Origin of the sequence: Streptomyces sp. SID5464, from assembly GCF_009862985.1 — a bacterium.
Taxonomy (GTDB): domain Bacteria; phylum Actinomycetota; class Actinomycetes; order Streptomycetales; family Streptomycetaceae; genus Streptomyces; species Streptomyces chartreusis_D.
In genome coordinates this window covers 98,503-122,555 of record NZ_WWIQ01000006.1, presented here as the reverse complement: position 1 = coordinate 122,555, position 24,053 = coordinate 98,503, and the positions used below count along the sequence as shown (strand labels likewise).

Below are 24,053 nucleotides of genomic sequence, written 5' to 3'. Positions count from 1 at the left end.
GACCCTGCACAGGAAGAAAGCGCTTCCCACGCACGCACGACGTACCACGACGTACTGAGAACGGAGAACAGTCATGGCCCAAGCCGCAGCCGTGGCGAAACCGCCCGCGCCACCCCGGCGGCGCCGTGCCTCCGCCACGCCGCGCAGGCTTCCCTACCTGCTGATCGCACCGGCCGCCCTGCTCATGCTGGGCTTCATCGCCTACCCGGTCATCAGCGTCTTCTACTACAGCCTGCAGAACTACAACCCCACCAAGCCGTGGCGGAACGGATACGCGGGCTTCGACAACTTCGTCCACGCCTTCACCGAGGACCCGGTCTTCTGGGACACCCTGGTCTTCAGCGCCAAGTGGGTCTTCGTCGAGGTCGGCCTGCAACTGCTGTTCGGTCTCGCGCTGGCCCTCATCGTCAACCAGACCTTCGTGGGCCGGGGCCTGGGGCGCGCCCTGGTCTTCTCCCCGTGGGCCGTCTCCGGCGTGCTGACCTCCGCGATCTGGGTGCTGCTCTACAACTCCCAGACGGGCATCACCCGTTACCTCGCTGACATGGGCATCGGCTCCTACGGCACGAGCTGGCTGTCGGACACCTCCACGGTGTTCCCGGCGGCGGTCGTGGCCGATCTGTGGCGCGGAGTGCCCTTCTTCGCGATCCTCATCCTCGCCGACCTCCAGTCCGTCTCGAAGGACCTGTACGAGGCAGCCGAGGTCGACGGGGCCAGCCGCCTCAAGCAGTTCTGGCACATCACGCTGCCCCATCTGAAGGACGCCATCATCCTGTCCACCCTGCTGCGCGCGGTCTGGGAGTTCAACAACGTCGACCTGCTCTACACGCTGACCGGCGGCGGCCCGGCGGGCGAGACCACGACCCTCCCGCTCTACATCGCCAACACCTCGGTCGACGCCCACAACTTCGGCTACGCGTCCGCCCTGACCACGGTCGCGTTCGTGATCCTGCTCTTCTGCTCGATGGTCTATCTGCGGCTGAGCAAGTTCGGAGGCGAGAGCAAGTGAGCGTCAAGGAAGCCACCAAGGCGGCGCCCGCTCCGGCGCCCACGGCCCCCGAACCGCCGCGTCCCGCCAAGGGGAAGCGCGCCTGGGACGAGGCCCCCCGCTGGCAGATCTACCTGCCCCTGGGGATCTACCTGGTCTTCACCCTCATCCCCTTCTACTGGATCCTGCTCTTCGCCCTGCGCCCGGCCGGCTCGACCTCGCTCGTGCCCTGGCCGATGACCTTCGACCACTTCGAGAAGGTGTGGACGGAGCGCAGCTTCGGCACCTACTTCACCAACAGCGTGCTCGTCGGCGTCGCCACCCTGGTGATGACGACCCTCGTCGCCCTGGCAGGCGGCTACGCCCTCGCCCGGTTCGACTTCAAGATCAAGCGGGCGTTCATGCTGGGCCTGCTGTGCTCCCAGTTCGTGCCGGGCGCGCTGCTGCTGGTCCCGCTGTTCGAGATCTTCGCCGAACTCCAGATGATCAACAGCCTCGGCAGTGTCATCCTCGCCGAGACGGTCTTCCAGCTGCCGCTGTCGATGATCCTGATCAGCAACTTCATCAAGAACGTGCCGTACTCCCTGGAGGAGGCGGCCTGGGTGGACGGCTGCAACCGCATGACGGCCTTCCGGATCGTCGTGCTGCCGCTGCTGCGGCCGGGCCTGATCGCCGTCGGCTCCTTCGCCTTCGTGCACTCCTGGAACCACTTCCTGTTCGCCCTGATGTTCCTCAACAACCAGGACAAGCAGACCATCCCGGTCGGCCTGAACACCCTGATGAGCGCGGACAGCGTCGACCTCGGCGCGCTCGCCGCGGGCGGCATCATCGCGGCCGTGCCGGTCGTGATCGTGTTCGCCTTCATCCAGAAGTGGCTGATCACCGGGTTCAGCGCGGGGGCGGTGAAGGGATGAGACTACGTCAACTCGCCGTCGCGGCAGGGCTGGTGGGCGTGCTCTGCGTCCCCGCGCACGCCGAGGCACGGGACATCGGCCGCGACACCCTGCCCGCGAACGACGGCTGGGCCTCCGAGGGAGCGGGCACCACCGGAGGCGCGGCCGCCGACGCCGACCACGTCCACACGGTCACGGACCGCGCGGGACTCGTCCGCGCCCTCGACGGCGGCAGCGACACCCCGAAGATCATCAGGATCGCCGGGACGATCGACGCCAACACCGACGACGACGGCGACCGTCTCGACTGCTCCGACTACGCCACCGGCGGCTACAGCCTGAAGAAGTACCTCGCCGCCTACGACCCCCGCACCTGGGGCGCCGCCAAGCCCAGCGGCCCGCAGGAGGAGGCCCGCCAGGCCTCCGCCGCCCGGCAGGCCGAGCGGGTCGTGCTGCCCGTCGGCTCCAACACCACGATCGTCGGGCTCGGCGACTCGGCCGTCCTGAAGGGCGCGAGCCTCCAGGTGCGGAACGCGGGCAACGTGATCATCCGCAACCTCGACATCCGCGACGCCTACGACTGCTTCCCCGTCTGGCAGCCCAACACCGGCGGACTCGGCGACTGGAAGACGGCGTACGACACGATCTGGCTGACCGGCGCCACCCATGTGTGGGTCGACCACGTGACGTTGAGCGACAAGGGCCACCCGGACGCCCAGGAGCCCACCTACTTCGCCCGCAACTACCTGCGCCACGACGGACTGCTGGACATCACGAACGGCTCCGACCTGGTGACCGTCTCCTGGAGCCGGTTCGCGGACCACGACAAGGCGATGCTCATCGGCAACGGCGACACCGCCACCGGCGACCGCGGAAAGCTCCGGGTCACCCTCCACCACAACGCGTTCGAGTCGGTCGTCCAGCGCGCCCCGCGCGTCCGCTTCGGCCAGGTACACGTCTACAACAACCGCTACGAGATCACCGACGACTACCGCTACTCCCTCGGCGTCTCCACCGAGTCGAGGATCTACGCCGAGAACAACGCCTTCCACGCCCCCGGCCATGTGGAGGTCGCCGACCTGGTCAAGAGCTGGAACGGCAGCGCCCTGCACCAGGGCGGCACGCTCTTCAACGGCTTTCCGGTTGACCTGCTCATGATCTACAACGCCTACAACTCGGGCAGTGAGCGCGACCTGACGGACGACGTCGGCTGGACACCCGCCCTGCACGGGCGGATCGACAGCGCCGCCGCGGCCGACCGGGCGGTGGCCCGCGGCGCGGGTGCGGGGAGGATCCCATGACCGGTCGCATGATCGACTCCATGAACACACCTCTGCCTGTCGTCCTCGCCGGCGCCCGGGGCCACGGCCGCTGGCACGTCGAGAACATCCGCCGCCTCCAGGAGCTGGGCCTCGTCCGGCTGGCCGGCGTCTGCGAACTGACTCCGCTGACCGAGGCGGAGCTCGACGGCCTGGGCACGCCCGAGCAGTCCGCCGACTTCGGCGCCCTGCTGGACTCCACCGGCGCCCGGATCGCCGTGATCTGCACACCCATCCCCACCCACACCGACCTCGCGCTCACCGCGGCCGAGCGGGGCGTGCACCTCCTGCTGGAGAAGCCGCCCGCCCCCTCGTACGCGGAGTTCCGCCGCATGGCCGACGGGGTCGAGGCCGCCGGGGTCGTCTGCCAGATCGGCTTCCAGTCGCTGGGCTCGCACGCCCTGCCCGCCATCCGCGAGCTGGTCGCCGAGGGGGCGATCGGCCGGCTGGTCGGGCTCGGCGGGGCCGGTGCCTGGGTGCGGGACGAGGACTACTTCCGGCGGGCGCCCTGGGCGGGCAAACGGCGGCTGAACGGCGTCGACGTGATCGACGGGGCGCTGACCAACCCGCTCGCCCACGCCGTCGCCACGGCACTCGCCCTCGGCGGCAGCACCCGCGCCGAGGACGTCACCGGCATCGAGACCGAACTGCTGCGCGCCAACGCCATCGAGTCCGACGACACCTCCTGCGTCCGGATCAGCACCGCCCAGGGCCACCCGGTCACCGTCGCGGCGACCCTGTGCGCCGAGCGGGCGGACGAACCGTACGTCCTCGTGCACGGGAGCACCGGCCGCATCACCTTCTGGTACAAGCAGGACCGCGTGCTGCTCCAGCGCGCGGGGCACGGCCCGGAGGAGTTCGAGCACGGCCGCACCGACCTGCTGGAGAACCTCGTCGCGCACCTCACCACCGGCGCCGACCTGCTGGTCCCGCCGGACGCGACCGGCGCCTTCATGAAGGTCGTGGAGGCCATCCGCACTGCTCCCGACCCGGCGCCGCTGCCGGACACCGCCTGGCACCGCGTCCCCGGTGAGAACCGCCGGGTGGTGCCCGGCATCGACGGGCTCGTCGCGGCCTCCGCCGACACCCTCTCCCTCTACTCCGAGCTGGGCGCCCCCTGGGCGCTGCATGCGGCGCACCTGTCGAAAGAGGTGAGCACCAGATGACCAGCGGCAACGACACCGCGGTACTGCGTGTCGCGGGCCGGCCGGTCGGCCGGTACGTCACCCGGCCCGAGCTGCCGGCACGGCTCTCCCCGCGCCCGTACCTGCACCCCGTCACCACCCTGGCCGGAACGGCGGTCACCGAACTGGCCCCCGCCGACCACGCACACCACCTCGGCGTCGGTGTCGCCGTTCCCGACGTCGAGGGGTTCAACTTCTGGGGCGGGCGCACCTACGTCCGCGACCAGGGCCCGACCGAGCTGGACAACCACGGCTCCCAGCGGCACGTCGCGTTCCAGCTGCGCGACCCGGACGGCTTCGTGGAGGAGCTGCGCTGGGTCGCCGCGGGCGGTGAGCTGCTGCGCGAGCGCCGCACGGTCGCGGCCACCGCACTCACCGACCAGGCCTGGGCGCTGGACCTCACCTTCTCCCTCACCAACGTCACCAGGAACCCGCTGTCGATCGGCAGCCCCGCGACCAACGGACGGCCGGGCGCGGCCTACGGCGGCTTCTTCTGGCGGGCCCGCAAGGAGTCCTCCGCGCCGGAGGTCCTCACGGCCGGGGCCGAGGGCGAGGGGCAGGTCCACGGCCGCCCCGCCGACTGGCTCGCCCTGCGGGGCGGCACCTGGACGCTGGTCTTCGCCGGCGCCACCGAACAGACCCGCCGCGACCCGTGGTTCGTGCGCACCGAGGAGTACCCGGGCGTCGGCTCCTCGCTGGCGTACGGCGAGCGGCTGCCGGTCCCGCCGGGTGAGACCGTCGTCCGCCGGGTGGTCACCGTCGTCGCCGACGGCCGCCTCGACCGGGACGCCGCGGCGGCCCTCGTCCGCAAGGCGGTGAGCCCGTGACCGCCGAGACCTACCGCAACCCGGTTCTCGACGCCGACTGGTCCGACCCGGACGTCGTCCGCGTCGGCGACGACTTCTACCTGACCGCCTCCAGCTTCGGCCGCGTCCCCGGACTGCCGTTACTGCACTCCCGTGACCTGGTGAACTGGACCCTGGTCGGCCACGCCCTCGAACGGCTGGAACCGGCCGAGGAGTTCGAGAGGCCCCGCCACGACTGCGGCGTCTGGGCCCCGTCCCTCAGGTACCACGACGAACACTTCTGGATCTTCTGGGGCGACCCCGACCAGGGCATCTTCCAGGTCAACGCCCCCGGGATCAGAGGCCCCTGGACCCGCCCGCACCTGCTGAAGGCCGGCAAGGGCCTGATCGACCCCTGCCCCCTGTGGGACGAGGAGACCGGCGAGGCCTATCTGGTCCACGCCTGGGCCAGGTCCCGCTCCGGGATCAAGAACCGCCTCACCGGGCACCGCATGCGCCCCGACGGCACCGAACTCCTCGACGAGGGCAAGGTGATCGTCGACGGCGACCGCATACCCGGCTGGTTCACCCTCGAAGGTCCCAAGCTCTACAAGCACGACGGCTGGTTCTGGATCCTCGCCCCGGCCGGGGGCGTGGAGACCGGCTGGCAGGGCGCCTTCCGCTCGCGCGGCTTCTTCGGGCCGTACGAGGAGCGGATCGTCCTGGAGCAGAAGGACACCGACGTCAACGGCCCCCACCAGGGCGGCTGGGTGCGCACCCCGTCCGGCGAGGACTGGTTCCTGCACTTCCAGCAGCGCGGCGCCTACGGCCGGGTCGTGCACCTCCAGCCGATGCGCTGGGGCGCGGACGGCTGGCCGGTGCTCGGGGACGACGGCGCCCCCGTCGCCGTGCACGAGATGCCCGACCTGCCGCAGCAGCCGCCCGCGGCGCCCGCCACCGACGACGACTTCCCGGGCGGACGGTACGGACGCCAGTGGCAGTGGACCGCCAACCCGGGCGACGGCTGGGCCACCCAGCACTCCGGGGACGGGCTCCGGCTGACCTGCGTCCGCTCGGCCGACGCGCACGATCTGCGCAAGCTGCCGAACGTGCTCACCCAGCGGCTGCCCGGCACGCCCTGCACGGTCGAGGTGGAGCTGCGGCTCGACAGCAACGAGCCCGGGGCCCGGGCCGGTCTCGCGGTCCTCGGGGACGCGTTCGGCTGGATCGGCCTCCAGCGGGGCGCGGACGGCACCGCGCACCTCGTGCACCGGTTCGCCGAGGCGGTCGCGGAGGCCGAACGCGACGCCGCCCACCCGCGGCTCGCACCCGGGGACCGGGCCCGGCTGCGGATCGAGATCGGCGCGGGCGCCCGCTGCCGCTTCTCGGCCGACGTCGGCGACGGCTTCCGGCCGTCGGGCCCGGTCTTCGCCGCCACCCCCTGGCGCTGGGTCGGCGCCCTGCTCGGGCTCGTCGCCCTCGCGCCCGCCGGTCAGGGACACGCCGGCGCGGCGACGTTCACCCAGTTCCGGATCAGCGCCTCGTAAAGCACCTGAAGTCCTAAGCCTGTTGGGAGCCGCAATGACGCACCTCCGTAGCAAGCGCTTGTCGAGACCGGGGCACGGCAAGGTCGTGGCCGCGGTGCTCGGCCTCGTCGCCGCGCTGGGCCTCGGGACACTCGGGGACGCACAGGCGGCCCCGCAGTCCGGGTCCGGGCCCGCCGCCGACCGCTGGACCGACCGGCCGCACGGCTTCGCCTCCCTCGCCGGCGGCACCACCGGAGGGGCGGGCGGCAAGGTCGTCACCGTCACCGACCAGGCCGCGCTGGCGAAGTACGCGGCGGCCGAGGAGCCGTACGTCATCCGCGTCAAGGGGTCCCTCGACATGGACCCCTTCGGCACGGAGATACCCGTCGCCTCCGACAAGACCATCATCGGCGTGAGCGACACCGCCGAGATCGTGCACGGCGGCTTCACCCTCGATCCCGGCACCCACAACGTGATCATCCGCAACCTGACCATCCGCGACACGGCCATCGAGGGCAACTGGGACTGCAAGGACACCGGCTACGACGGCATCCGCCTGGACACCGCCCGCCACGTGTGGATCGACCACATCCGGTTCTCGCGGATCTGCGACGGCCAGCTCGACATCCGCAAGGACAGCGAGTACGTCACCGTCTCCTACAACCAGTTCACCGACAACAACAAGACCTTCGGCATCGGCTGGACCCCGAACGTCAGGACGCAGATCACCGTCGACCACAACTGGTTCCGCGGCACCAAGCAGCGCAACCCGTCCGCCGACAACTGCGCCTACGCCCACCTCTACAACAACTACCTGTCCTCGCAGCTGTCCGACGGCGACCCCGTGTGGACCTACGGCAACTGGTCGCGCGGCCGGACGAAGATGGTCATCGAGAACAGCTTCTACGACGGTGTCCAGCACCCCTACCAGGCCGACGCCACCGCCGAGCTGGTGCAGCGCGGGTCGGTCCTGCGCAACACCACGGGCCGGCACGACGCGTGGGGCACGGCGTTCGACCCGCGCGCGTTCTACGCCTACCGGCTCGACCCGGCCGCCGCCGTGCCCGCGCTGGTGAAGCGGTTCTCCGGACCGCAGAAGCGGATCGGCGGCCCGTTCGTCCTGCGCGTCCCGGGCGACTACCCGACCGTGCAGTCGGCCGTCGACGCGGTGCCCGACGGCAACGACACCGCCGTCGAGATCGCCGTCGCGCCGGGCACGTACCGCGAGAAGGTGGTCGTCCCGGCGAGCAAGCCGAACATCGTGCTGCGGGGGACCGGACAGGACCGGTCCGACACCGTCATCGTCTTCGACACGCCCGCCGAGTACGGGGGTTCGACGGGGAGCGCCACCGTCCGGATCGCCGCGAACGACGTCACCGCACGCAACCTCACCTTCAGCAACGACTTCGACGAGGCCGCGCACGAACTGAAGGGCGAGCAGGCGCTGGCGATGAAGACGACCGGCGACCGGATCGTCTTCGAGGACACCGCGTTCCTGGGCAACCAGGACACCCTGATGACCGACAGCCCCAAGCTGACCACCGTCAGCCGGGTCTACGTCCGCGACTCCTACATCGAGGGCGACGTCGACTTCGTCTACGGGCGGGCGACCACCGTGATCGAGAGATCGGTGATCCGGGCGCTGAGCCGGGGCTCGGACACGAACAACGGCTACATCACGGCGGCCTCGACCTGGAAGGGCAACCCGTACGGCTTCCTGATCACCCGGTCGAAGATCGTCAGTGACGCCCCAGCCGGGAGCTTCCACCTGGGCCGGCCCTGGCACCCGGGCGGAGAGCCGGATGCGATCGCCCAGGTGCTGATCCGGGACACCGAGCTGCCGGCCGCCGTCAAGTCCTCGCCGTGGACCGACATGAGCGGGTTCTCGTGGAAGGACGCGCGGTTCGCCGAGTACCGCAACCACGGCCAGGGAGCGACGGTCACTTCCGACCGTCCGCAGTTGAGCGACCAGGAGGCGCGGTCCCACACCGTGGCCGCCTACCTCAAGGGCACCGACGACTGGGCACCCCACGCCCGCCACTGACCCCCCACACCTTCAAGTTCCGCTGGATCCAGAAGAAGAGAGCCGACCAATGAAGATCAGCAATCGCAGAAGCAGGCGCGCCGCCACGGCCGTCGCCCTGGGGGCCGTGCTCGCGCTGACCGCCACCGCCTGCGGTGACGACGGCAGCGGGGCGGGCGGTGACAAGGGCGCCGACGGAAGCGGCAAGGGCAAGATCGTCTTCTGGGACAACAACGGCGGTGTCCGCACCGAGGCCTGGAAGGAGATCATCGCCGACTTCGAGAAGGCGAACCCCGAGATCAAGGTCGAGTACGTCGGGATCGCCTCCACCGAGTACCAGTCCAAGGTCGACACCGCCCTCCAGGGCGGCGGTCTGCCGGACGTCGGCGGTGTGGGCGCGGCGATGCTCGCGGGGTTCGCGGCACAGGGCGCGCTGGAGCCGCTGGACGAGCGGCTCGCCGAGTCCTCGCTCGACGGCAAGCTCAACAAGGACATGGTCGAGTCGCTGAAGGCGGCCGGCGGCGGTGACGACAAGCTGTACTCGATTCCGACCTCCGCCAACAACGGTGTCCTGTACTACCGCACCGACCTGTTCGAGAAGGCGGGGCTGGAGGAGCCCACGACCTGGGAGCGGTTCTTCACGGCCGCCGACAAGCTCACGAACAAGGGGAAGAACGAGTTCGGCTACACCATCCGTGGCGGCGCGGGCTCCATCGCCCAGGCGCTCGACGCGATGTACGGGCAGTCCGGGATCACCTCGTTCTGGGACTCCAGTGGTGAGAAGACCACGGTCAACGACCCCAAGAACGTGGCGGCGCTGGAGAAGTACGCGAAGCTGTACAAGAAGGTCACCCCTGCGGCCGACCTCAACAACGACTTCACCAAGATGGTCGCGCAGTGGGACTCCGGCACGATCGGGATGCTGAACCACAACCTCGGGTCGTACCAGGACCATGTGAAGGCGCTCGGGGTCGACAAGTTCCGCGGCATTCCGCAGCCGACCGGGCCCGGCGGGAAGCGGGTTCAGGTCTCCAACCCGGTGGACGGCCTCGGGCTGTTCAAGAGCTCCAAGAACAAGGACGCCGCCTGGAAGTTCATCGAGTTCGCCACGTCGAAGGCGGAGAACTCGAAGTTCAACGAGTCGGCGGGACAGGTGCCGTCGAACACGGACGCCGCGAAGGATGCGTGGATCTCGAAGGCCGAGCCCACGAAGCTGGCCGCTGACGCGTTGTCCGACGGGTCGACGACGATTGTGCAGTTGCCGTACTACCTGCCGGACTGGAACACGATCTCCAAGGCCGACAATGAGCCGAACTTTCAGAAGGTGCTGCTCGGGAAGATGAGTGCGAAGGAATTCCTGGACACGTTGGCTGAGCAGCTGAACGCCGCGCAGGAGGAGTGGGACCAGCAGAAGGGTTGATCCCTGCTGGGTTTCGCCGTGGGGCGGCCTGTGGTTCGCAGGGCGCGGGCCGTCCCGTGGCTTGGCGCGCAGTTCCCCGCGCCCCTGAGGTGCATGTCCCCGCCCTTCGTCGAAAGGAACTCTTAGTGTCTCTCAGCCGAAGACAAGTGGCTGCGGCGGGTATCGCCGCCGTACCCCTCGCGCTCTCCGTCACCCGTACCGCACAAGCCGGTGGTCGCCGGAGCCGCACCCTCTACATCGCCGGTGATTCCACCGCCGCCCAGAAGTACGCGAACGCCGCGCCCGAGACCGGGTGGGGTATGGCGCTTCCGTTCTTTCTCCGTCAGGAGCTGCTGGTCGCCAACCATGCGGTGAACGGGCGTAGTTCCAAGAGCTTCGTCGACGAAGGGCGGCTGGAGGTCATTCTCTCCGCCATTCGGCCCGGCGACTTCCTTCTCATCCAGTTCGGGCACAACGATGAGAAGGCGGAGGACCCGTCTCGGTACACCGAGCCCTGGACGACGTATCAGGACCATCTGCGGATGTACGTCGAGGGGGCCCGGGCCCGTGGAGCGCGGCCCGTGTTCGCCACCTCCGTCGAACGGCGGAAGTTCGACGGAGGCGGGAATGCCCTTCCGACGCACGGTGAGTACCCGGCGGCCATGCGGGCGCTCGCCGCCGAGGAGCGGGTCGCGGTGCTCGACGTGCAGGCGCTGTCGCTCGCCCTGTGGCAGGAGCTCGGGGTCGAGGAGACGAAGAAGTACTTCAACTGGACCGCCACCGAGCAGGACAACACGCACTTCAATCCGCCGGGCGCGATCGCCGTGGCCCGGCTCGTGGCGAAGGAGCTGCTCCGGACCCGGGTGCTCGGGCCGCGCGATGTGCGCCGGCTGGACGAGCGGATCCCCGAGTCGTGGATCACCTGGCCGCAGGCCGCCGCGTAACACCCCCGACGCAGAAGGAAGAGAGCCGCACCATGAACGTTCGGAAGTGTCATGATCATGCCAGAGTTAAGGTCGCCGCGGTGGTCGGATGTGCCGCGCTCGTGCTGTCCCTCAGCGGTACCGCCGCGCAGGCCGGGCCCCGGGACGTGGCCCGCCAGACGCTCGGGGCCAACGACGGGTGGGGTGCGTACGGCACCGGTACCACGGGTGGGGCCGCGGCCGATGCGGCGCACGTCTACACCGTCACCACCTGGGAGCAGTTCAAGGCCGCCCTGAAGGACGGCGGGTCCGCGCCCAGGATCATCAAGGTGAAGGGGATGATCGACGCCGTCTCCCAGGGCTGTGAGGCGTTCGAGGCCGAGGGGTACGACTTCCAGAAGTACCTCGCCGCCTACGACCCCGCCGTCTGGGGACACGACAAGCCGGTCAGCGGTGAACAGGAGGACCTGAGGGCCGCGTCCGCCGCCCGGCAGGACAAGGTCATCAAGGCGGCCGTGCCCGCCAACACCACCATCATCGGCGTGGGCAAGGACTCCGGGATCCTCGGCGGCAGCCTCCAGATCAAGGGCGTCGACAACGTCATCGTCCGGAACCTGACCATCGAGGCCCCGGTCGACTGCTTCCCGCAGTGGGACCCGGCCGACGACAACAAGACCGGCGCCTGGAACAGTGAGTACGACGGGGTGGTGGTCTACGGCTCCACGCACGTGTGGGTCGACCACAACACGCTGACCGACGGCCGCCACCCCGACAGTTCCCTGCCGTCCTACTTCGGCAAGACCTACCAGCAGCACGACGGACTCCTCGACGTCGTGCGCGGCTCCAACCACGTCACCGTGTCCTGGAACTCGTTCAAGGACCACGACAAGACCATGCTGATCGGCAACAGCGACAGCGCCACCGCCGACGACACGGGCAAGCTGAAGGTCACGCTGCACCACAACCGCTTCGAGGGCATCGTCGAGCGGGCGCCGCGGGTGCGGTTCGGGCAGGTCGACTCGTACAACAACCACTTCGTGGTCACCAAGGGCCAGAAGTGGGGCTACGTCTACGGCATCGGCAAGGAGTCCCGGCTCGTCGCCGAGCACAACGCGTTCACCCTGGCACCGGGCATCAGCCCGGCGAAGATCCTCAAGAAGTGGAACGAGGCGCCGGTCACGGCGGGGGCCAACTACGTCAACGGCAAGGCCGTCGACCTGATCGCCGTGCACAACGCGGAGATCCCCGGGGAGACGCTCCAGTCGGGTGCCGGCTGGACGCCGACGCTGCGGGCCGGCGTCGACCCGGCGAAGGCGGTCCCGGGCATCGTCGACGCCCGCGCGGGCGCCGGCCGCGTGTGCTGACCTGACCCGACCGACACGTGAACCAGCCGGGGCGGCCCGCATCGCATCCCCGCCCCGGCCCTTCCCCCTCCGCACGAGTCACCCCGCACCAACCGCACCGCGAAGGAGCAGCAATATGCCCTCGCAGCCCCATGTCTCCCTCTCCCGCCGGAAGTTCCTCGTCACGAGCGCCGCCGCGGGTGCCGTCGTCGGCCTTGCCGCCGTCCCCGCGAGGGCCGCAGGCACCCGGCCGCGCCCGTTCGGCCGGTACGGCTCACCGGCCGCGCGCCCCGACCCGAAGACCCTCTACGTCCACCCGGGCGGCGCCGGTGACTTCACCACGGTCCGGGACGCCGTGGCCGCCGCGACCGGCAGCGGATACACCCTCGTCATCGCCCCGGGCGTCTACCGGCAGACCGTCGCCGTCGACCCCGCCCGTACCGAGATGACCTGGATCGGGGCGAGCGAGAACCCCCGTGACGTCGTCATCGTGTACGACAACGCGGCCGGGACGCCCAAGCCCGGCGGCGGCACCTACGGCACCACCGGGTCCGCCACCACCACCGTGCAGGCCGACGGCTTCACCGCCCGCTGGATCACCTTCGCCAACGACTGGCTGCGCGCCGACCACCCCGGCATCACCGGCACCCAGGCCGTCGCCCTCAAGGTCCAGGGCGACCGGTCCGCCTTCCACCACTGCCGCTTCCTCGGCCACCAGGACACCCTGTACGCCGACTCCGTGGCGCTGGGCACCTTCGCCCGGCAGTACTTCGCCCACTGCTACGCCGAGGGGGACGTCGACTTCGTCTTCGGGCGGGCGACCGCCGTCTTCGAGCAGTGCCGGTTCCGGACCCTGAACCGGACCGACCTGCCGGCCGCCCCGTACGGGTTCGTCTTCGCCCCGTCGACGGCCGGTGCCAACCCGCTCGGGTACCTGGTGACCAGGAGCCGCGTCGACAGCGAGGCTCCCGACGGTTACTACAAGCTGGCCCGCCCCTGGGTGCCCAGCTCCGACACCACCGCCCGCCCCATGCTCACCGTCCGGGACACCTGGCTCGGCCCGGGCATCGACGCGGTCGCGCCCTACGCCAACATGTCGAACGACCGTCCCTGGCAGTCGATGCGGTTCGCCGAGTACCGCAACACCGGGCCGGGCGCCGCCGTGTCCGTGCCCGAGAACCGGCCCCGGCTGAGCCGCGCGCAGGCCACGCTGCACACCAAGGAGACGTACCTCGGCGACTGGCGGCCCGGTGCGTAGGGCCGCGGCGCTCCTCCTCGGTGCGTGCCTGCTCTGGCCGGCCGCGCCGGCCTCGGCCGTCGAACGCGCCCCCGTCGGCTGGGCCTCGACCGGCTCCGGCACCACCGGCGGGGCGGGCGGCAGGACCTGGACGGTGGACACCCGCGCCGAACTCAAGGAGGCCTTGGCGGGCGACGGCGATCCCACCGCGCCCAAGGTCATCCGGGTCGTCGGCGACATCAACGGCCACGAGAGCGACGACGGTTCCCTGCTCGGCGAGCAGGACTACGCGCCCGGCTACGACCTCGGCCGCTACATGTCCTGCTTCGGCGAGGACGGCGCCCTCTGGTCCGACACCCGCTTCGACTACTGCAAGCAGCAGCGGCAGCTGCGCCAGACCGGCTCGAACAGGGAGAAGGCGCAGATCCAGCTCACCGTGCCGAGCAACACGACCCTCGTCGGCGTGGGCCGGGACGCCCGGCTGCTCGGGGTGTTCCTGACGGTCAACACCGGCAGCAACATCGTCGTGCGGAACCTGCGCCTGGAGGCGCCCGTCGACCACTTCACCAGCTGGTCCCCGGACGACGGCACGCAGGGCAGCTGGAACGCCCGCTTCGACGCGCTGACCGTGATCACCGGCAAGAACATCTGGGTCGACCACTGCACCTTCACCGACGGCCGGTTCCCCGACCGCGAGGCGCCCCTCGGATTCCACGGCGAGCGCGTGCAGCGGCACGACGGACTGCTGGACATCGAGGACGGCTCCGACTTCGTCACCGTCTCCGACAGCCGGTTCGAGGACCACGACAAGGCGATCCTCATCGGGTCGGGCGACGGGCGCGGCGACCGGGACCGGGGGCATCTCAAGGTGACCTTCGTCCGCAACCTGTTCAGCGACATCGTGCAGCGCGCCCCGCGGGTCCGCTTCGGGCAGGTGCACGTCGTCAACAACGTCTACCGCGGCCGGGATCCCCTGTACGCCCTGGGCGCCGGCGTGGAGTCCGCGGTCTTCTCCGAGCGCAACGTCTTCCGGCATCCGCGGCCGCCCCAGACCGTCGCCGCCTACGGGGGCGAGCACTTCCACGACACGGGCTCCTGGTTCAACGGCCGGCCCGCCGGCCTGAACGCGGTGGCGAGCCGTCTCGGACTCACCGACGACGTCGGCTGGGACCCCGCCGACGTCTACGACTACCGCGCCCTGCCGTCCCCGTCGGCCGTCGAGCGGTACGTGCTGCGGCACGCCGGAGCCGGGAGGCCGTATGGACGCCCATGAGCGGCTCGGCCGGCGGACGTTCGTCGCCGGGGCGGGCGCGGCCCTGCTGGCCGCGGGACCGGTGAGTTCGGCGGAGGCGGCGGTCGTGGACGGTCCGCTGCCCGACTTCCACCCCGCGCTGAAGGACGCCCTGACCTTCCCGCTCGCCTGGGGGAGATCCCCGATCCGCGACTTCCGCGCCTGGCGGCGTGCCGCCCGGGCCACGGTCGAGGAGCACCTGCTCGTCGACCGGCAGGACGGGACGCCGTACGCCCCGGAGGTCGTCGGTCGTGCCCAGGGGGAGGGATACACAAGGGAGTTGGTGGCCGTCTCCCTCACCCGCTACGAACGCGTGCGCGGCGCCCTGCTCACCCCGCACGGCAGGGGACCCTTCCCCGCCGTGCTGCTCCTGCACGACCACGGCGCCAGGTTCGACATCGGCAAGGAGAAGATGGTCCGGCCCTGGTACGACGACACGCGTCTCGCCTCCGCGCGGGCCTGGGCGGACAAGTACTTCAGCGGGCGGTTCGTCGGAGACGAACTGGCCCGGCGCGGCTATGTCGTGCTGTGCCTGGACGCGCTCGGCTGGGGCGACCGCGGGCCGCTCGCCTACGACCAGCAGCAGGCCCTCGCCTCCACCTTCTACCAGCTCGGCTCCTCACTCGCCGGGCTCATGGCCCGGGAGGACCAGCGGGCCGCCGCCTTCCTGGCGGGACTCGACCGGGTGGACGCCCGGCGGGTCGCGGCCGTCGGCTTCTCCATGGGCGCCTACCGCGCCTGGCAGACCGCCGCCCTCGGCGACGACATCGCGGCCGCCGCGAGCGTGTGCTGGATGACCGGCCTGAAAGAAATGATGGTGCCCGGCAACAACACGCTGCGCGGGCAGTCGGCGTACTACATGCTCCACCCCGGGCTTGCCCGGCATCTCGACATCCCCGACGTGGCGAGCATCGCCGCACCCAGGCCGATGCTGTTCCTCGACGGCGGGCTCGACACGCTCTTCCCGGCCGAGGGCGTACGGGTCGCGTACGACAAGCTGCGTGCCGTCTGGCGGTCGCGCCACGCCGAGGAGCGGATACGGACGAAGACGTGGCCGGAGCTCGGCCACGTCTTCACCCACCAGATGCAGGACGAGGTCTTCAGCTGGCTCGACGACGTCCTGTGAGGCTCATCGCCGTACCGGCTCGATGCCCTCCAGCGTCGGTACCACCGGCTTGATGGTTCCGTCGGCCGCGAACTCCATGCGGTCGATGGTGGTCTCGCGGTGCATGCCGTCACCGCCCGGCCTGCCCGGGCCGTTGAGGGCGAAGCGGTGGTAGACCATGTACCAGTCGTCGGTGCCGGGGGTGTTCACCACCGAGTGGTGACCGGTGCCGAGGATGCCGTACTCGGGCCGCTTCTCCAGGATCGTCCCGCGCTTGGTCCACGGGCCGAGCGGGGACGGCCCCGTCGCGTACGCCACGTGGTAGTTCTCGCTGCGGGTGTCGTCCTCCGACCACATGAAGTAGTACGTGCCCTTCCGCTTGATCACGAACGAGCCCTCGCGGAAGTTGTCCGGGGTGATGTCCTTCACCTTGGACGCGTCGTACGACACCATGTCGTCGTTCAGCGGGACGACGTACCCGTGTCCGTTGCCCCAGTACAGGTACGCCTGGCCGTCGTCGTCGGTGAAGACCGACGGGTCGATCATCTGGCCCTTGAGCGCCCCGCCCTTGGCGACCAGCGGCTTGCCGAGGGCGTCCGTGAAGGGGCCGGCGGGGGAGTCGGCCACCGCCACGCCGATCTGCTGCTCGGCGCAGAAGTAGAAGTAGTACTTGCCGTTCCGCTCGGCGATCGCGGGCGCCCAGGCGTACTTGTCGGCCCAGGTCACGTCAGGCCCGAGGTCGAGGATGACGCCGTGGTCCTTCCAGTGGACCAGGTCCTTCGACGAGTACGCCTTGAACCTGGTACCGCTCCAGCCCTGGAAGCCGTCCGTCGTCGGGTAGATCCAGTACCTGCCGTCGAGGTAGTGGACGTCGGGGTCGGCGTTCAGTCCGGGCAGCATGGGGCTGCGGGTGCGGACCGCCTCGACCGTCCAGGTGCGCTTGGTGCCGTCGGCCGCCGTCACGGTGTACTTCTGCGGCGTGCGGAAGTCGCGCCGGGTACCGGACTTCGGGCTCAGCGTGGCGCCCTCACCGACCCACAGCTTCGGGGCGAGGTTGCGCAGATCGGCGTTCGGCTCCATCGGGAGAACGACCTTCGACGCGCTCTCCGTGACGATGGAGTACCCCTTCTCGTGCTTTGCCGTCGCGTCCACCACGGAGGTCGGGGTGCTCGGGTAGGCAGTGAGCAGCCGGTCGTACTCCTTCTGCGTCACCGGCAGCACCGTGCCGTGCCGGGGGCTGGCCGGGAGCTGGTAGTTCGTCGACGGGGTCCACTTGCCGGAGGCGAGGTCGGTGGTCTCGAACGGGACGTAGCCGCGGCCGCCGTACTCGTCGATGAACAGGTACCACTTCTTCTCGGTGTTGGACTTGAACACCGTCGGGCCCTCGCCGCGGTCCATCGCGCCCTTGCCGATGCAGTCGGCCACGAAGTCGTACTTCGTCGAGGTGAGGGACGTCGACTTCTCACCGGTGATGAACTTGGAGCAGGGGCTGGAGGAGCTGGGGTCCCGCTCGTCCTTGGTGTAGCGGTAGTACTCGTCCTTGTACTTCACGACCGTGGAGTCGATCACCGAGTAGCCCGGGTCGTTCCAGATCTTCGGCTCGCTGAAGGTGCGGAAGTCCTTGGTCGTCGCGTACATCATCTTGTTGTACGTGTCGCCCTTGTGGTCCGGGTCGTCGTCGGCGTACAGCTTCGACGCCCAGAAGACGACGTACTCACCGAGCTCGTCGTCCCAGTAGGCCTCCGGGGCCCAGGTGTTGCCCGCGTTGTCCGGGGACACCTTCACCAGGCGCTGGTCGGTCCAGTGGACCAGGTCGGTGGACTCCCAGACCATGATCGACTTGCTGCCGTGCCGCTGCACCTGGTCCCAGCTGCCGCTGGAGTTCTGGTACATCCGCAGGTCGGTCGCGATCAGGAAGAACTTGTCGCCCTTGGGGGAGCGGATCACGAAGGGGTCGCGCAGGCCCTTCTCTCCGATCGTCGACGTCAGAACCGGCTTGCCGGCGTTCAGCTCACGCCAGTGCAGCGCGTCGTTGCCCCGGCTCAGGGCGTAACGGATCTGCTCGCCGTCGGCGGTGCCCTCGCCCGTGAAGTAGGCGAAGAGATAGCCGGCGTACTTGGAGTGCTTCACGGGTGGTGCTCCGGAGTCCGCGGTGCTGGGTGGCGCCGTGAGAAGGGTCAGGAGGAGGCCGGTCAGGGCCAGGAACGGCAGCAGGAGCGTGCGGGGGCGCATGACACTTCCTGTCGAAGTCTGGGGGATTCTGTTGGATGGCGGCCCTCGGAGTTTCACCGGACGGGGACAGGGCGTCAACGGGTGTGCGTGAGGCCGGTGGTTCCGAAAGTTTCGGAGACTCGGGCCCGCCCGTGCACGTGACGGCGGCAACGGCGGCAACCCTTTCGCGGCACGGCGGCGACTGCCGGTCGGAAACGGGCCGGAGCGGGCCCCTCCGAACCGTTTCCGTCCCCATCGCCTAGGAAAGGAACGCTCCGTGCTGCTCAGCGCAGGACGCCACCGCAGGACCCGTACGCTCACCATCGCCGCCGCGGTGGTCTGTGCCTCGGGGGCGGGCGGCGTCTACCTCGGGCTCTCGGGCGGCGGCGCGCAGGCCGCCTCGTCGACGGTCACCGTCTCCACCGCGGCCCAGCTCGAAGCGGCCGTGAAGAACGCCACCGCCGGTACGGTCATCCAGGTCCGCGCCGGCACCTACTATCCGGCCGCGACCCTCAAGTCCACGGCAAGCGGCACAAGTTCGGCACGCATCACCCTGCGGCCCCATGGCGCCGAGAAGGTCACGATCGACGGCTCCAAGCTGCCCGCCGGCTCCTGGCTGGCCGCCCTGCACGGCGACTACTGGACCGTCCAGGACCTCGCCTTCGTCAACTCCCCGGCCCAGGGGTTCGTCGCCACGTCCTCCGTCGGCGGCGTCTTCAGGAACCTCGTCACCGCGGACAACGGCGACTCCGGCTTCACCCTGCGCGGCGACGGCACCACCGGCAACCTCGTGCAGAACCTGGACAGCCACGGCAACCACGACCCGGCCGGCCACGGCCAGAACGCCGACGGCACCACCGTCAAGTTCGGCTCCGGGACGGGCAACAGGATCACCGGCGCCCGGCTGTTCGACAACTTTGACGACGGCCTCGACCTCTGGCAGTTCTCCTCGCCCGTCACCATCGAGCACTCCTGGGCTTTCGGCAACGGCGAGAACCGCCGGCGCGACCCGGCCTTCGAGGGCAACGGCAACGGCTTCGAACTGGGCGGCGGGGGAGCGTCGGTCGCCCATGTCGTCAACAACAACGCCGCCTGGGACAACACGCTGCACGGCTTCACCGAGAACTCCAACACCGGCGCCATCGCCCTGAACCGCAACACCACGTACGCCAACGCCCAGCACGGCTTCCACTTCGCCACCGGCAAGGCCCGTCTCGGCAAGAACCTCGCGGTGGGCGACAAGAAGGGCCCCGCCGAGCTGGGCTCCGCGGCGGTCTCCACGGGCAACGACTGGGACAGCGGCGCCACCCCGCCCTTCCGGTCGACGGACGCGAAAGGCGCGTACGCGGCTCGCCGGGCGGACGGCTCCCTGCCCGCGACGACGTTCCTGACCACCGGCTCCACGACCATCGGCTCGACGATGGACCAGGGCCTGTGCGTGCAGCTGCAAGGCGGAGGAGGGAGTCGACGCGGAGCGTCGGCGACCGACGACGAGGCACACGACGACGCCCCCGCCGGTTCGCACCTGCGGGGGCGTCCTGCCGACCGGCCGAGGGGGGCTCGGCCGGGGCTGTTCGACCGTCCGGAGGGGGGCTCCGGAGGGCCGGGGTGCCGAACGTCCGACTGGGGGCCCGGACATCCGGCAGCCGGCCGGCCCAAGGGGGGATTCGGGCCGGCCGGAGCTCACACGTGCCGCGGCGTCACTGGTAGCTGATGTCCGAGGCCTTGAACTTGCAGGTCTTGCCGTCCGGGCCGGGCGGGGTCAGCTCCTTGGGCTCCTTGCCCGTGTTGTTGCCCTCGAAGCGCACACACGTCTTGATCTTCTTCTTGCTGTCGCCGTGGATGCGGATCTTCGACAGCGTGGCCGTGTCGCCGTAGTTGGCGTTCACGCCGACGATCGAGTTCATCGGCGCCGTCACGTCGACGTCGTTCAGCACGACCGTGCGCTTGTACTGCGTCTTGCAGTTGCCGCAGGAGCGCACCAGCTTCCCGGCGTTCTGCACCTGGAAGCCCGACACGTTCAGCGTCCCGGCGCCGTTGAACTGGAGCACCTTGTCGTCGGCGTTCTTCGCGCCGCCGCCGATCACCTTGTACACGGCCGACGACGACTTGCCCTTGAAGCTGGCCGCGTCCTCGCCGACGTCCGTCCACCACACGTTCTGCAGCGTGCAGCTGCCCTTGCAGTGCACGCCGTCGGCGGCCGGGGTGCCGATGATGACGTTCTTGAGGACCGCGCCGTCGGCCAGCTCGAAGATGGGATCCTGACCCTCGTCCTGGCTGTCGCCACCGAGCGCGCCGGTGCCGTAGAACATCTTCATCCCGCCGTCGCGGACACCGGAGACCGGGATGGTCTTCGACACCGGCGTCTTGCCCGTTTCCGTGGGCCAGGAGGACGCGGCGCCCGCGGTGGACAGCATCGACGTGGTGACGACCGCCGCTCCCGTGATGCCGAACGCGGATAACCCGGCGATCAACGCCCGCCGCTTGGTGACCCGGCGGCGATGGCGGACGCGCTGTTCTGCTGGTGCAGTCATGTACCGATTCCTCGATGGGGGGTGACTCTTGCGCCTGGTGGTCGCCACCGGTGAGGAAAGGGTTGCCGCCTCTTCAGGAATTTTTCACGAGTCGTCTTCCGAGTCGTCCACGGCCGCGAAACCGCCGCCCACGGACAGCCGCTCCGCACCGGCGGCGGCCGTCACCGCGTAGCGGTCGGCGCCGGCGTCACGGCCGCCGCGCTCGTGGTCGAACTGGCCCGCGAACACCCACTCGCCCGCCGGGACCCTACGGCCCTCCTTCAGGGTCCAGGTGTAGACGAGGAAGCCGTCCCGCTCGGCGACCGTGAGTGTGAAGTCGTTCTCGGGCAGCGACCGCCAGGCGCCCGCGTCGGAGACCCCGCCGGTCTGGGCGACGCTCAACCGCACGGTCAGCGCGGTCAGTTCCGCGCGCGTCCTGATCGTGATGTTGCTCTGTGCCCAGAAGTCGTTGCTGTGCGGGTCGACCGAGCCGTCCGACCACAGCGGCCCGTCCTCGGTGGCGGCGGGCGGGCGCCCGGTGGGGGAGGTGCTCGGCGTGCGCGAGGGCGGCGGAGCGGACTCGCGGCGCTCCGGCGGGGCGGACGGTGTGGGGTCCACCGGCGGTGCGGGGGCCCGGCTCGTCGCCTCCGGCGACGGCGTGGGCGTCGGCGACGTCGCCACGTCCTGCTGCTGCGGGGCGGAGGTCTCCTCCTTCACCGCGGACGCGACCGCGTAACCGCCCACCGCCAGCACACCCGCCACCGCGGCCGTCGCGCCCGCCACCCGCATCCACCCGAACACCGGCGGACGCGTGGCCCGGTGGCCGGAACCGGCCGGACCGGCCATGCCGCGCTCGACCCGGGCCAGGATGCGCTCCCGGTCGGGCTCGTGCGCCCCGGCCGCCTCGTGCAGCCGGGCGCGCAGCTCCTCGTGCACGTCCCGCCGCATGGTCATCGGTCCCTTCCTTCGCCCTCACCGGTGCGCGCCGGCAAGCTTTCCACGACCGGCGAGCAACGGGGAGCGCCCACCGCCGCGTGCATCCGCTGCGGCAGTCCCTGTGTGCCCAGCAACCGCTGGAGTTCGGCCATTCCCTTCGAGGTCTGGCTCTTCACCGTACCCACCGAGACGCCGAGGGCGAGGGCGGTGTCCTTCTCCGACAGGTCGAACGCGTGCCGCAGCACCACGCAAGCGCGCTTGCGGAACGGCAGCCGGCGCAGGGCCTCCTGCACGTCGACCACACCCGCGACGTCCGGGTTCTCGGTGTTCTCCTCGCGCTGCGACCAGAACAGGGCGATGCGCCGCCGCTCGCGCACGGCGCTGCGGATCCGGGTGCGGGCCAGGTTGGCGACCACACCGCGCGCGTACGCCGCCGGATGGTCGGCCGCGCGTACCCGGTCCCAGCGGTGCCACAGCGCCAGCAACGCGTCCGCCGCCAGATCGTCGGCGGTGTCCGGCTCGCCCGTCAGCAGGTGGGCCAGGCGGGACAGTTCGGCGTAGTGACGCTCGAAGAAGGCGTGGAACTCCACGGAGGCGGCGTCGTCGACGACTGTGCCCACGGGCGACCTCTCCTCGCAGCGGCTTCGGGCACTCCCGGCCGGGGTGCCCATGAGTGTCACGTAGATGACATGTGATCATCCGGGGGAGGTCCGGACGAGATCGGGAAGCGTAGCAGCGTTCTCGGAACGGTTCGTACGGAGCTTCGAACAGCGTATGGCGGGCCGGACTTCGATTCCGTAACACGAAGAAAACCTGAACGTGGTTCAACGCGGGAACAATCCAGCCAGCATCCGCACACCGATCACCCAGGCACCGAGGAGCACTCGCCATGTCCGAATCGCAGAAGGTGGCCGACCGGTCCGACGCCGCACCACCCGCGGTGAACAGCGTCGACCGGTTCTTCAAGATCTCCGAGCGGGGGTCCACCTTCGGCCGTGAGATACGCGGCGGCTTCGCCACGTTCTTCACCATGGCCTACATCCTTGTCCTGAACCCCATCATCCTGGGCAGCGCGAAGGACAAGTTCGGGCACCAGCTGGACGCCGTCCAGCTCACCACCGCGACCGCCCTGGTGGCCGCGGTCATGACGATCATCATGGGCGTGGGCGGCAACCTGCCCCTCGCGCTGGCCGCCGGACTGGGCCTGAACGCCGTGGTCGCCTTCCAGATCGCCCCGCTGATGAGCTGGGACGACGCGATGGGCCTGATCGTCCTCGAGGGCCTGCTGATCTGCGTGCTGGTGGTGACCGGGCTGCGCGAGGCCGTCATGCACGCCATACCCCAGCCGCTCAAGCAGGCGATCAGCGTCGGCATCGGCCTGTTCATCGCCTTCATCGGCTTCGTCGACGCCGGGTTCGTCAGCCGCATCCCCGACGCCGCGAACACCACCGTGCCCGTTCAGCTGGGCGGCACCGGCACCCTCACCGGCTGGCCGATGCTCGTCTTCTGCCTCGGCGTGCTGCTGACCATCGGCCTGCTCGCCCGCAAGGTCAAGGGCGCCATCCTGATCAGCATCGTCACCATGACGGCCCTGGCGATAGTGATCAACTCCATGGCCGACATCAAGAGCTGGGGCCTGACCACACCCTCCTGGCCCGACAGGCTCGTCGACGCCCCCGACTTCGGACTCATCGGCGACTTCGACCTGTTCGGGGCCTTCGGCGCCCCCGGCGTCGGGGTCATCACCGTCGTCCTGCTGGTCTTCACCCTGATCCTGTCCGACTTCTTCGACACCATGGGCACGGTCGTCGGCATCAGCGCCGAGGCGGGCCTGCTCGACGAGGAGGGCAAGGTCCCGAACCTCGGCCGGGTCCTGCTGATCGACGGCGCCGCGGCGGTCGCGGGCGGCGCGGCCTCGGCCTCCTCGGCGACCTCCTACATCGAGTCCGCGGCCGGCGTAGGCGAGGGCTCGCGCACCGGCTTCTCCAACCTCGTCACCGGCTCACTGTTCGGCCTCGCGCTGTTCCTGACCCCGCTGCTCACCATCGTCCCGCTCCAGGCGGCCGCCCCCGCCCTGGTCGCCGTCGGCTTCCTGATGATGACCCAGGTCAAGCACATCGACTGGGACCGCTACGACATCGCCATCCCCGCGTTCCTCACCATCGCCGTGATGCCGTTCACCTACTCCATCACCAACGGCATCGGCGCCGGCTTCCTCGCCTACGTCGTCATCAAGACCGTGCTCGGCAAGGCGAAGGAGATCCACTGGCTGCTGTGGGGGACCTCGGCGCTGTTCCTGGTGTACTTCGCGATCGACCCGGTCCAGCAGCTCCTGGGAGCGAAGTAGCGATGACGGGCCGCCCCCGGGGGGAAGGGG

Annotated in this window: 18 protein-coding genes and 1 pseudogene; 15 read left to right on the top strand and 4 right to left on the bottom strand. The window is 70.1% G+C overall.

Features of this window, described 5'->3' with window-relative positions; all coding sequences use genetic code 11:
• Window positions 1-73 precede the first annotated feature (73 nt).
• The 13 genes from GTY47_RS06545 to GTY47_RS06485 all read left to right on the top strand — a co-directional run bounded on the left by GTY47_RS06545 (window position 74) and on the right by GTY47_RS06485 (window position 16,037).
• Entirely contained in the window at window positions 74-1,009 is a 936-nt protein-coding gene (locus GTY47_RS06545) for a sugar ABC transporter permease (protein ID WP_010037896.1), read from the top strand.
• Window positions 1,006-1,902, top strand: a complete 897-nt coding sequence (locus tag GTY47_RS06540) for a carbohydrate ABC transporter permease (RefSeq protein ID WP_010037895.1) — start codon at window positions 1,006-1,008, stop codon at window positions 1,900-1,902. The genes GTY47_RS06545 and GTY47_RS06540 overlap by 4 nt, the downstream gene beginning before the upstream one ends.
• Window positions 1,899-3,182: a pectate lyase gene (locus tag GTY47_RS06535; RefSeq protein ID WP_029181035.1), complete on the top strand. Its 1,284-nt coding sequence runs from the start codon at window positions 1,899-1,901 to the stop codon at window positions 3,180-3,182. The genes GTY47_RS06540 and GTY47_RS06535 overlap by 4 nt, the downstream gene beginning before the upstream one ends.
• Window positions 3,179-4,366: a Gfo/Idh/MocA family oxidoreductase gene (locus GTY47_RS06530; protein ID WP_010037893.1), complete on the top strand. Its 1,188-nt coding sequence runs from the start codon at window positions 3,179-3,181 to the stop codon at window positions 4,364-4,366. The genes GTY47_RS06535 and GTY47_RS06530 overlap by 4 nt, the downstream gene beginning before the upstream one ends.
• Complete coding sequence (locus GTY47_RS06525; RefSeq protein ID WP_010037892.1) at window positions 4,363-5,211, top strand: PmoA family protein; 849 nt, start codon at window positions 4,363-4,365, stop codon at window positions 5,209-5,211. Before GTY47_RS06530 ends, GTY47_RS06525 begins: the two co-directional genes overlap by 4 nt.
• Entirely contained in the window at window positions 5,208-6,716 is a 1,509-nt protein-coding gene (locus tag GTY47_RS06520) for a glycoside hydrolase 43 family protein (protein ID WP_010037890.1), read from the top strand. Before GTY47_RS06525 ends, GTY47_RS06520 begins: the two co-directional genes overlap by 4 nt.
• Before the next feature lie 34 nt (window positions 6,717-6,750).
• On the top strand, window positions 6,751-8,739 hold the full coding sequence (locus GTY47_RS06515; protein WP_029181034.1) for a pectinesterase family protein: 1,989 nt from the start codon (window positions 6,751-6,753) through the stop codon (window positions 8,737-8,739).
• A gap of 49 nt (window positions 8,740-8,788) precedes the next feature.
• Window positions 8,789-10,138 carry a sugar ABC transporter substrate-binding protein gene (locus GTY47_RS06510; RefSeq protein ID WP_010037886.1) on the top strand — a complete coding sequence of 450 codons (1,350 nt, stop codon included), beginning with the start codon at window positions 8,789-8,791 and terminating at the stop codon, window positions 10,136-10,138.
• Window positions 10,139-10,263: 125 nt separating this feature from the next.
• Window positions 10,264-11,061, top strand: coding sequence for a rhamnogalacturonan acetylesterase (locus GTY47_RS06505; RefSeq protein ID WP_029181033.1), 798 nt, complete (start codon window positions 10,264-10,266; stop codon window positions 11,059-11,061).
• Window positions 11,062-11,093: 32 nt separating this feature from the next.
• The gene (locus GTY47_RS06500; protein WP_029181032.1) at window positions 11,094-12,404 is read left to right on the top strand and encodes a pectate lyase; all 1,311 of its coding nucleotides are present in this window, start codon (window positions 11,094-11,096) and stop codon (window positions 12,402-12,404) included.
• A 115-nt stretch (window positions 12,405-12,519) separates the two neighbouring features.
• Complete coding sequence (locus GTY47_RS06495; protein WP_010037879.1) at window positions 12,520-13,641, top strand: pectinesterase family protein; 1,122 nt, start codon at window positions 12,520-12,522, stop codon at window positions 13,639-13,641.
• Complete coding sequence (locus GTY47_RS06490) at window positions 13,634-14,893, top strand: pectate lyase (protein WP_010037877.1); 1,260 nt, start codon at window positions 13,634-13,636, stop codon at window positions 14,891-14,893. Before GTY47_RS06495 ends, GTY47_RS06490 begins: the two co-directional genes overlap by 8 nt.
• Window positions 14,880-16,037 carry an alpha/beta fold hydrolase gene (locus GTY47_RS06485; RefSeq protein WP_010037876.1) on the top strand — a complete coding sequence of 386 codons (1,158 nt, stop codon included), beginning with the start codon at window positions 14,880-14,882 and terminating at the stop codon, window positions 16,035-16,037. Before GTY47_RS06490 ends, GTY47_RS06485 begins: the two co-directional genes overlap by 14 nt.
• Window positions 16,038-16,040: 3 nt before the next feature.
• Here the strand turns inward: GTY47_RS06485 and GTY47_RS06480 are convergent, their stop codons facing one another.
• The gene (locus GTY47_RS06480; protein ID WP_010037875.1) at window positions 16,041-18,248 is read right to left on the bottom strand and encodes a family 43 glycosylhydrolase; all 2,208 of its coding nucleotides are present in this window, start codon (window positions 18,246-18,248) and stop codon (window positions 16,041-16,043) included.
• A gap of 256 nt (window positions 18,249-18,504) precedes the next feature.
• On the opposite strand from GTY47_RS06480, the pseudogene GTY47_RS06475 reads away from it, so the two are divergent.
• Window positions 18,505-19,653, top strand: a pseudogene (locus GTY47_RS06475) (right-handed parallel beta-helix repeat-containing protein); the annotation flags it as partial.
• Window positions 19,654-19,927: 274 nt separating this feature from the next.
• On the opposite strand, the gene GTY47_RS06470 reads toward GTY47_RS06475, so the two are convergent.
• From GTY47_RS06470 to GTY47_RS06460, 3 genes are all read right to left on the bottom strand, one after another.
• On the bottom strand, window positions 19,928-20,761 hold the full coding sequence (locus GTY47_RS06470) for a pectate lyase (RefSeq protein ID WP_029181031.1): 834 nt from the start codon (window positions 20,759-20,761) through the stop codon (window positions 19,928-19,930).
• A gap of 84 nt (window positions 20,762-20,845) precedes the next feature.
• Entirely contained in the window at window positions 20,846-21,694 is an 849-nt protein-coding gene (locus GTY47_RS06465) for a hypothetical protein (protein ID WP_010037870.1), read from the bottom strand.
• Window positions 21,691-22,296 (bottom strand): SigE family RNA polymerase sigma factor, encoded by a 606-nt coding sequence (locus GTY47_RS06460; RefSeq protein ID WP_010037866.1) that lies wholly within the window; start codon window positions 22,294-22,296, stop codon window positions 21,691-21,693. The genes GTY47_RS06465 and GTY47_RS06460 overlap by 4 nt, the downstream gene beginning before the upstream one ends.
• Before the next feature lie 269 nt (window positions 22,297-22,565).
• On the opposite strand from GTY47_RS06460, the gene GTY47_RS06455 reads away from it, so the two are divergent.
• Complete coding sequence (locus tag GTY47_RS06455) at window positions 22,566-24,023, top strand: NCS2 family permease (protein ID WP_010037864.1); 1,458 nt, start codon at window positions 22,566-22,568, stop codon at window positions 24,021-24,023.
• Window positions 24,024-24,053 lie beyond the last annotated feature (30 nt).

What these genes read in the sequence shown, in the direction of transcription:
- GTY47_RS06455 (WP_010037864.1), top strand. Translation starts at nt 22,566, where the DNA reads ATGTCCGAATCGCAGAAGGTGGCCGACCGGTCCGACGCCGCACCACCC.
- GTY47_RS06545 (WP_010037896.1), top strand. Translation starts at nt 74, where the DNA reads ATGGCCCAAGCCGCAGCCGTGGCGAAACCGCCCGCGCCACCCCGGCGG.
- GTY47_RS06535 (WP_029181035.1), top strand. Translation starts at nt 1,899, where the DNA reads ATGAGACTACGTCAACTCGCCGTCGCGGCAGGGCTGGTGGGCGTGCTC.
- GTY47_RS06510 (WP_010037886.1), top strand. Translation starts at nt 8,789, where the DNA reads ATGAAGATCAGCAATCGCAGAAGCAGGCGCGCCGCCACGGCCGTCGCC.
- GTY47_RS06480 (WP_010037875.1), bottom strand. Translation starts at nt 18,248, where the DNA reads ATGCGCCCCCGCACGCTCCTGCTGCCGTTCCTGGCCCTGACCGGCCTC.
- GTY47_RS06525 (WP_010037892.1), top strand. Translation starts at nt 4,363, where the DNA reads ATGACCAGCGGCAACGACACCGCGGTACTGCGTGTCGCGGGCCGGCCG.
- GTY47_RS06485 (WP_010037876.1), top strand. Translation starts at nt 14,880, where the DNA reads ATGGACGCCCATGAGCGGCTCGGCCGGCGGACGTTCGTCGCCGGGGCG.
- GTY47_RS06465 (WP_010037870.1), bottom strand. Translation starts at nt 21,694, where the DNA reads ATGACCATGCGGCGGGACGTGCACGAGGAGCTGCGCGCCCGGCTGCAC.
- GTY47_RS06530 (WP_010037893.1), top strand. Translation starts at nt 3,179, where the DNA reads ATGACCGGTCGCATGATCGACTCCATGAACACACCTCTGCCTGTCGTC.
- GTY47_RS06500 (WP_029181032.1), top strand. Translation starts at nt 11,094, where the DNA reads ATGAACGTTCGGAAGTGTCATGATCATGCCAGAGTTAAGGTCGCCGCG.
- GTY47_RS06470 (WP_029181031.1), bottom strand. Translation starts at nt 20,761, where the DNA reads ATGACTGCACCAGCAGAACAGCGCGTCCGCCATCGCCGCCGGGTCACC.
- GTY47_RS06515 (WP_029181034.1), top strand. Translation starts at nt 6,751, where the DNA reads ATGACGCACCTCCGTAGCAAGCGCTTGTCGAGACCGGGGCACGGCAAG.
- GTY47_RS06495 (WP_010037879.1), top strand. Translation starts at nt 12,520, where the DNA reads ATGCCCTCGCAGCCCCATGTCTCCCTCTCCCGCCGGAAGTTCCTCGTC.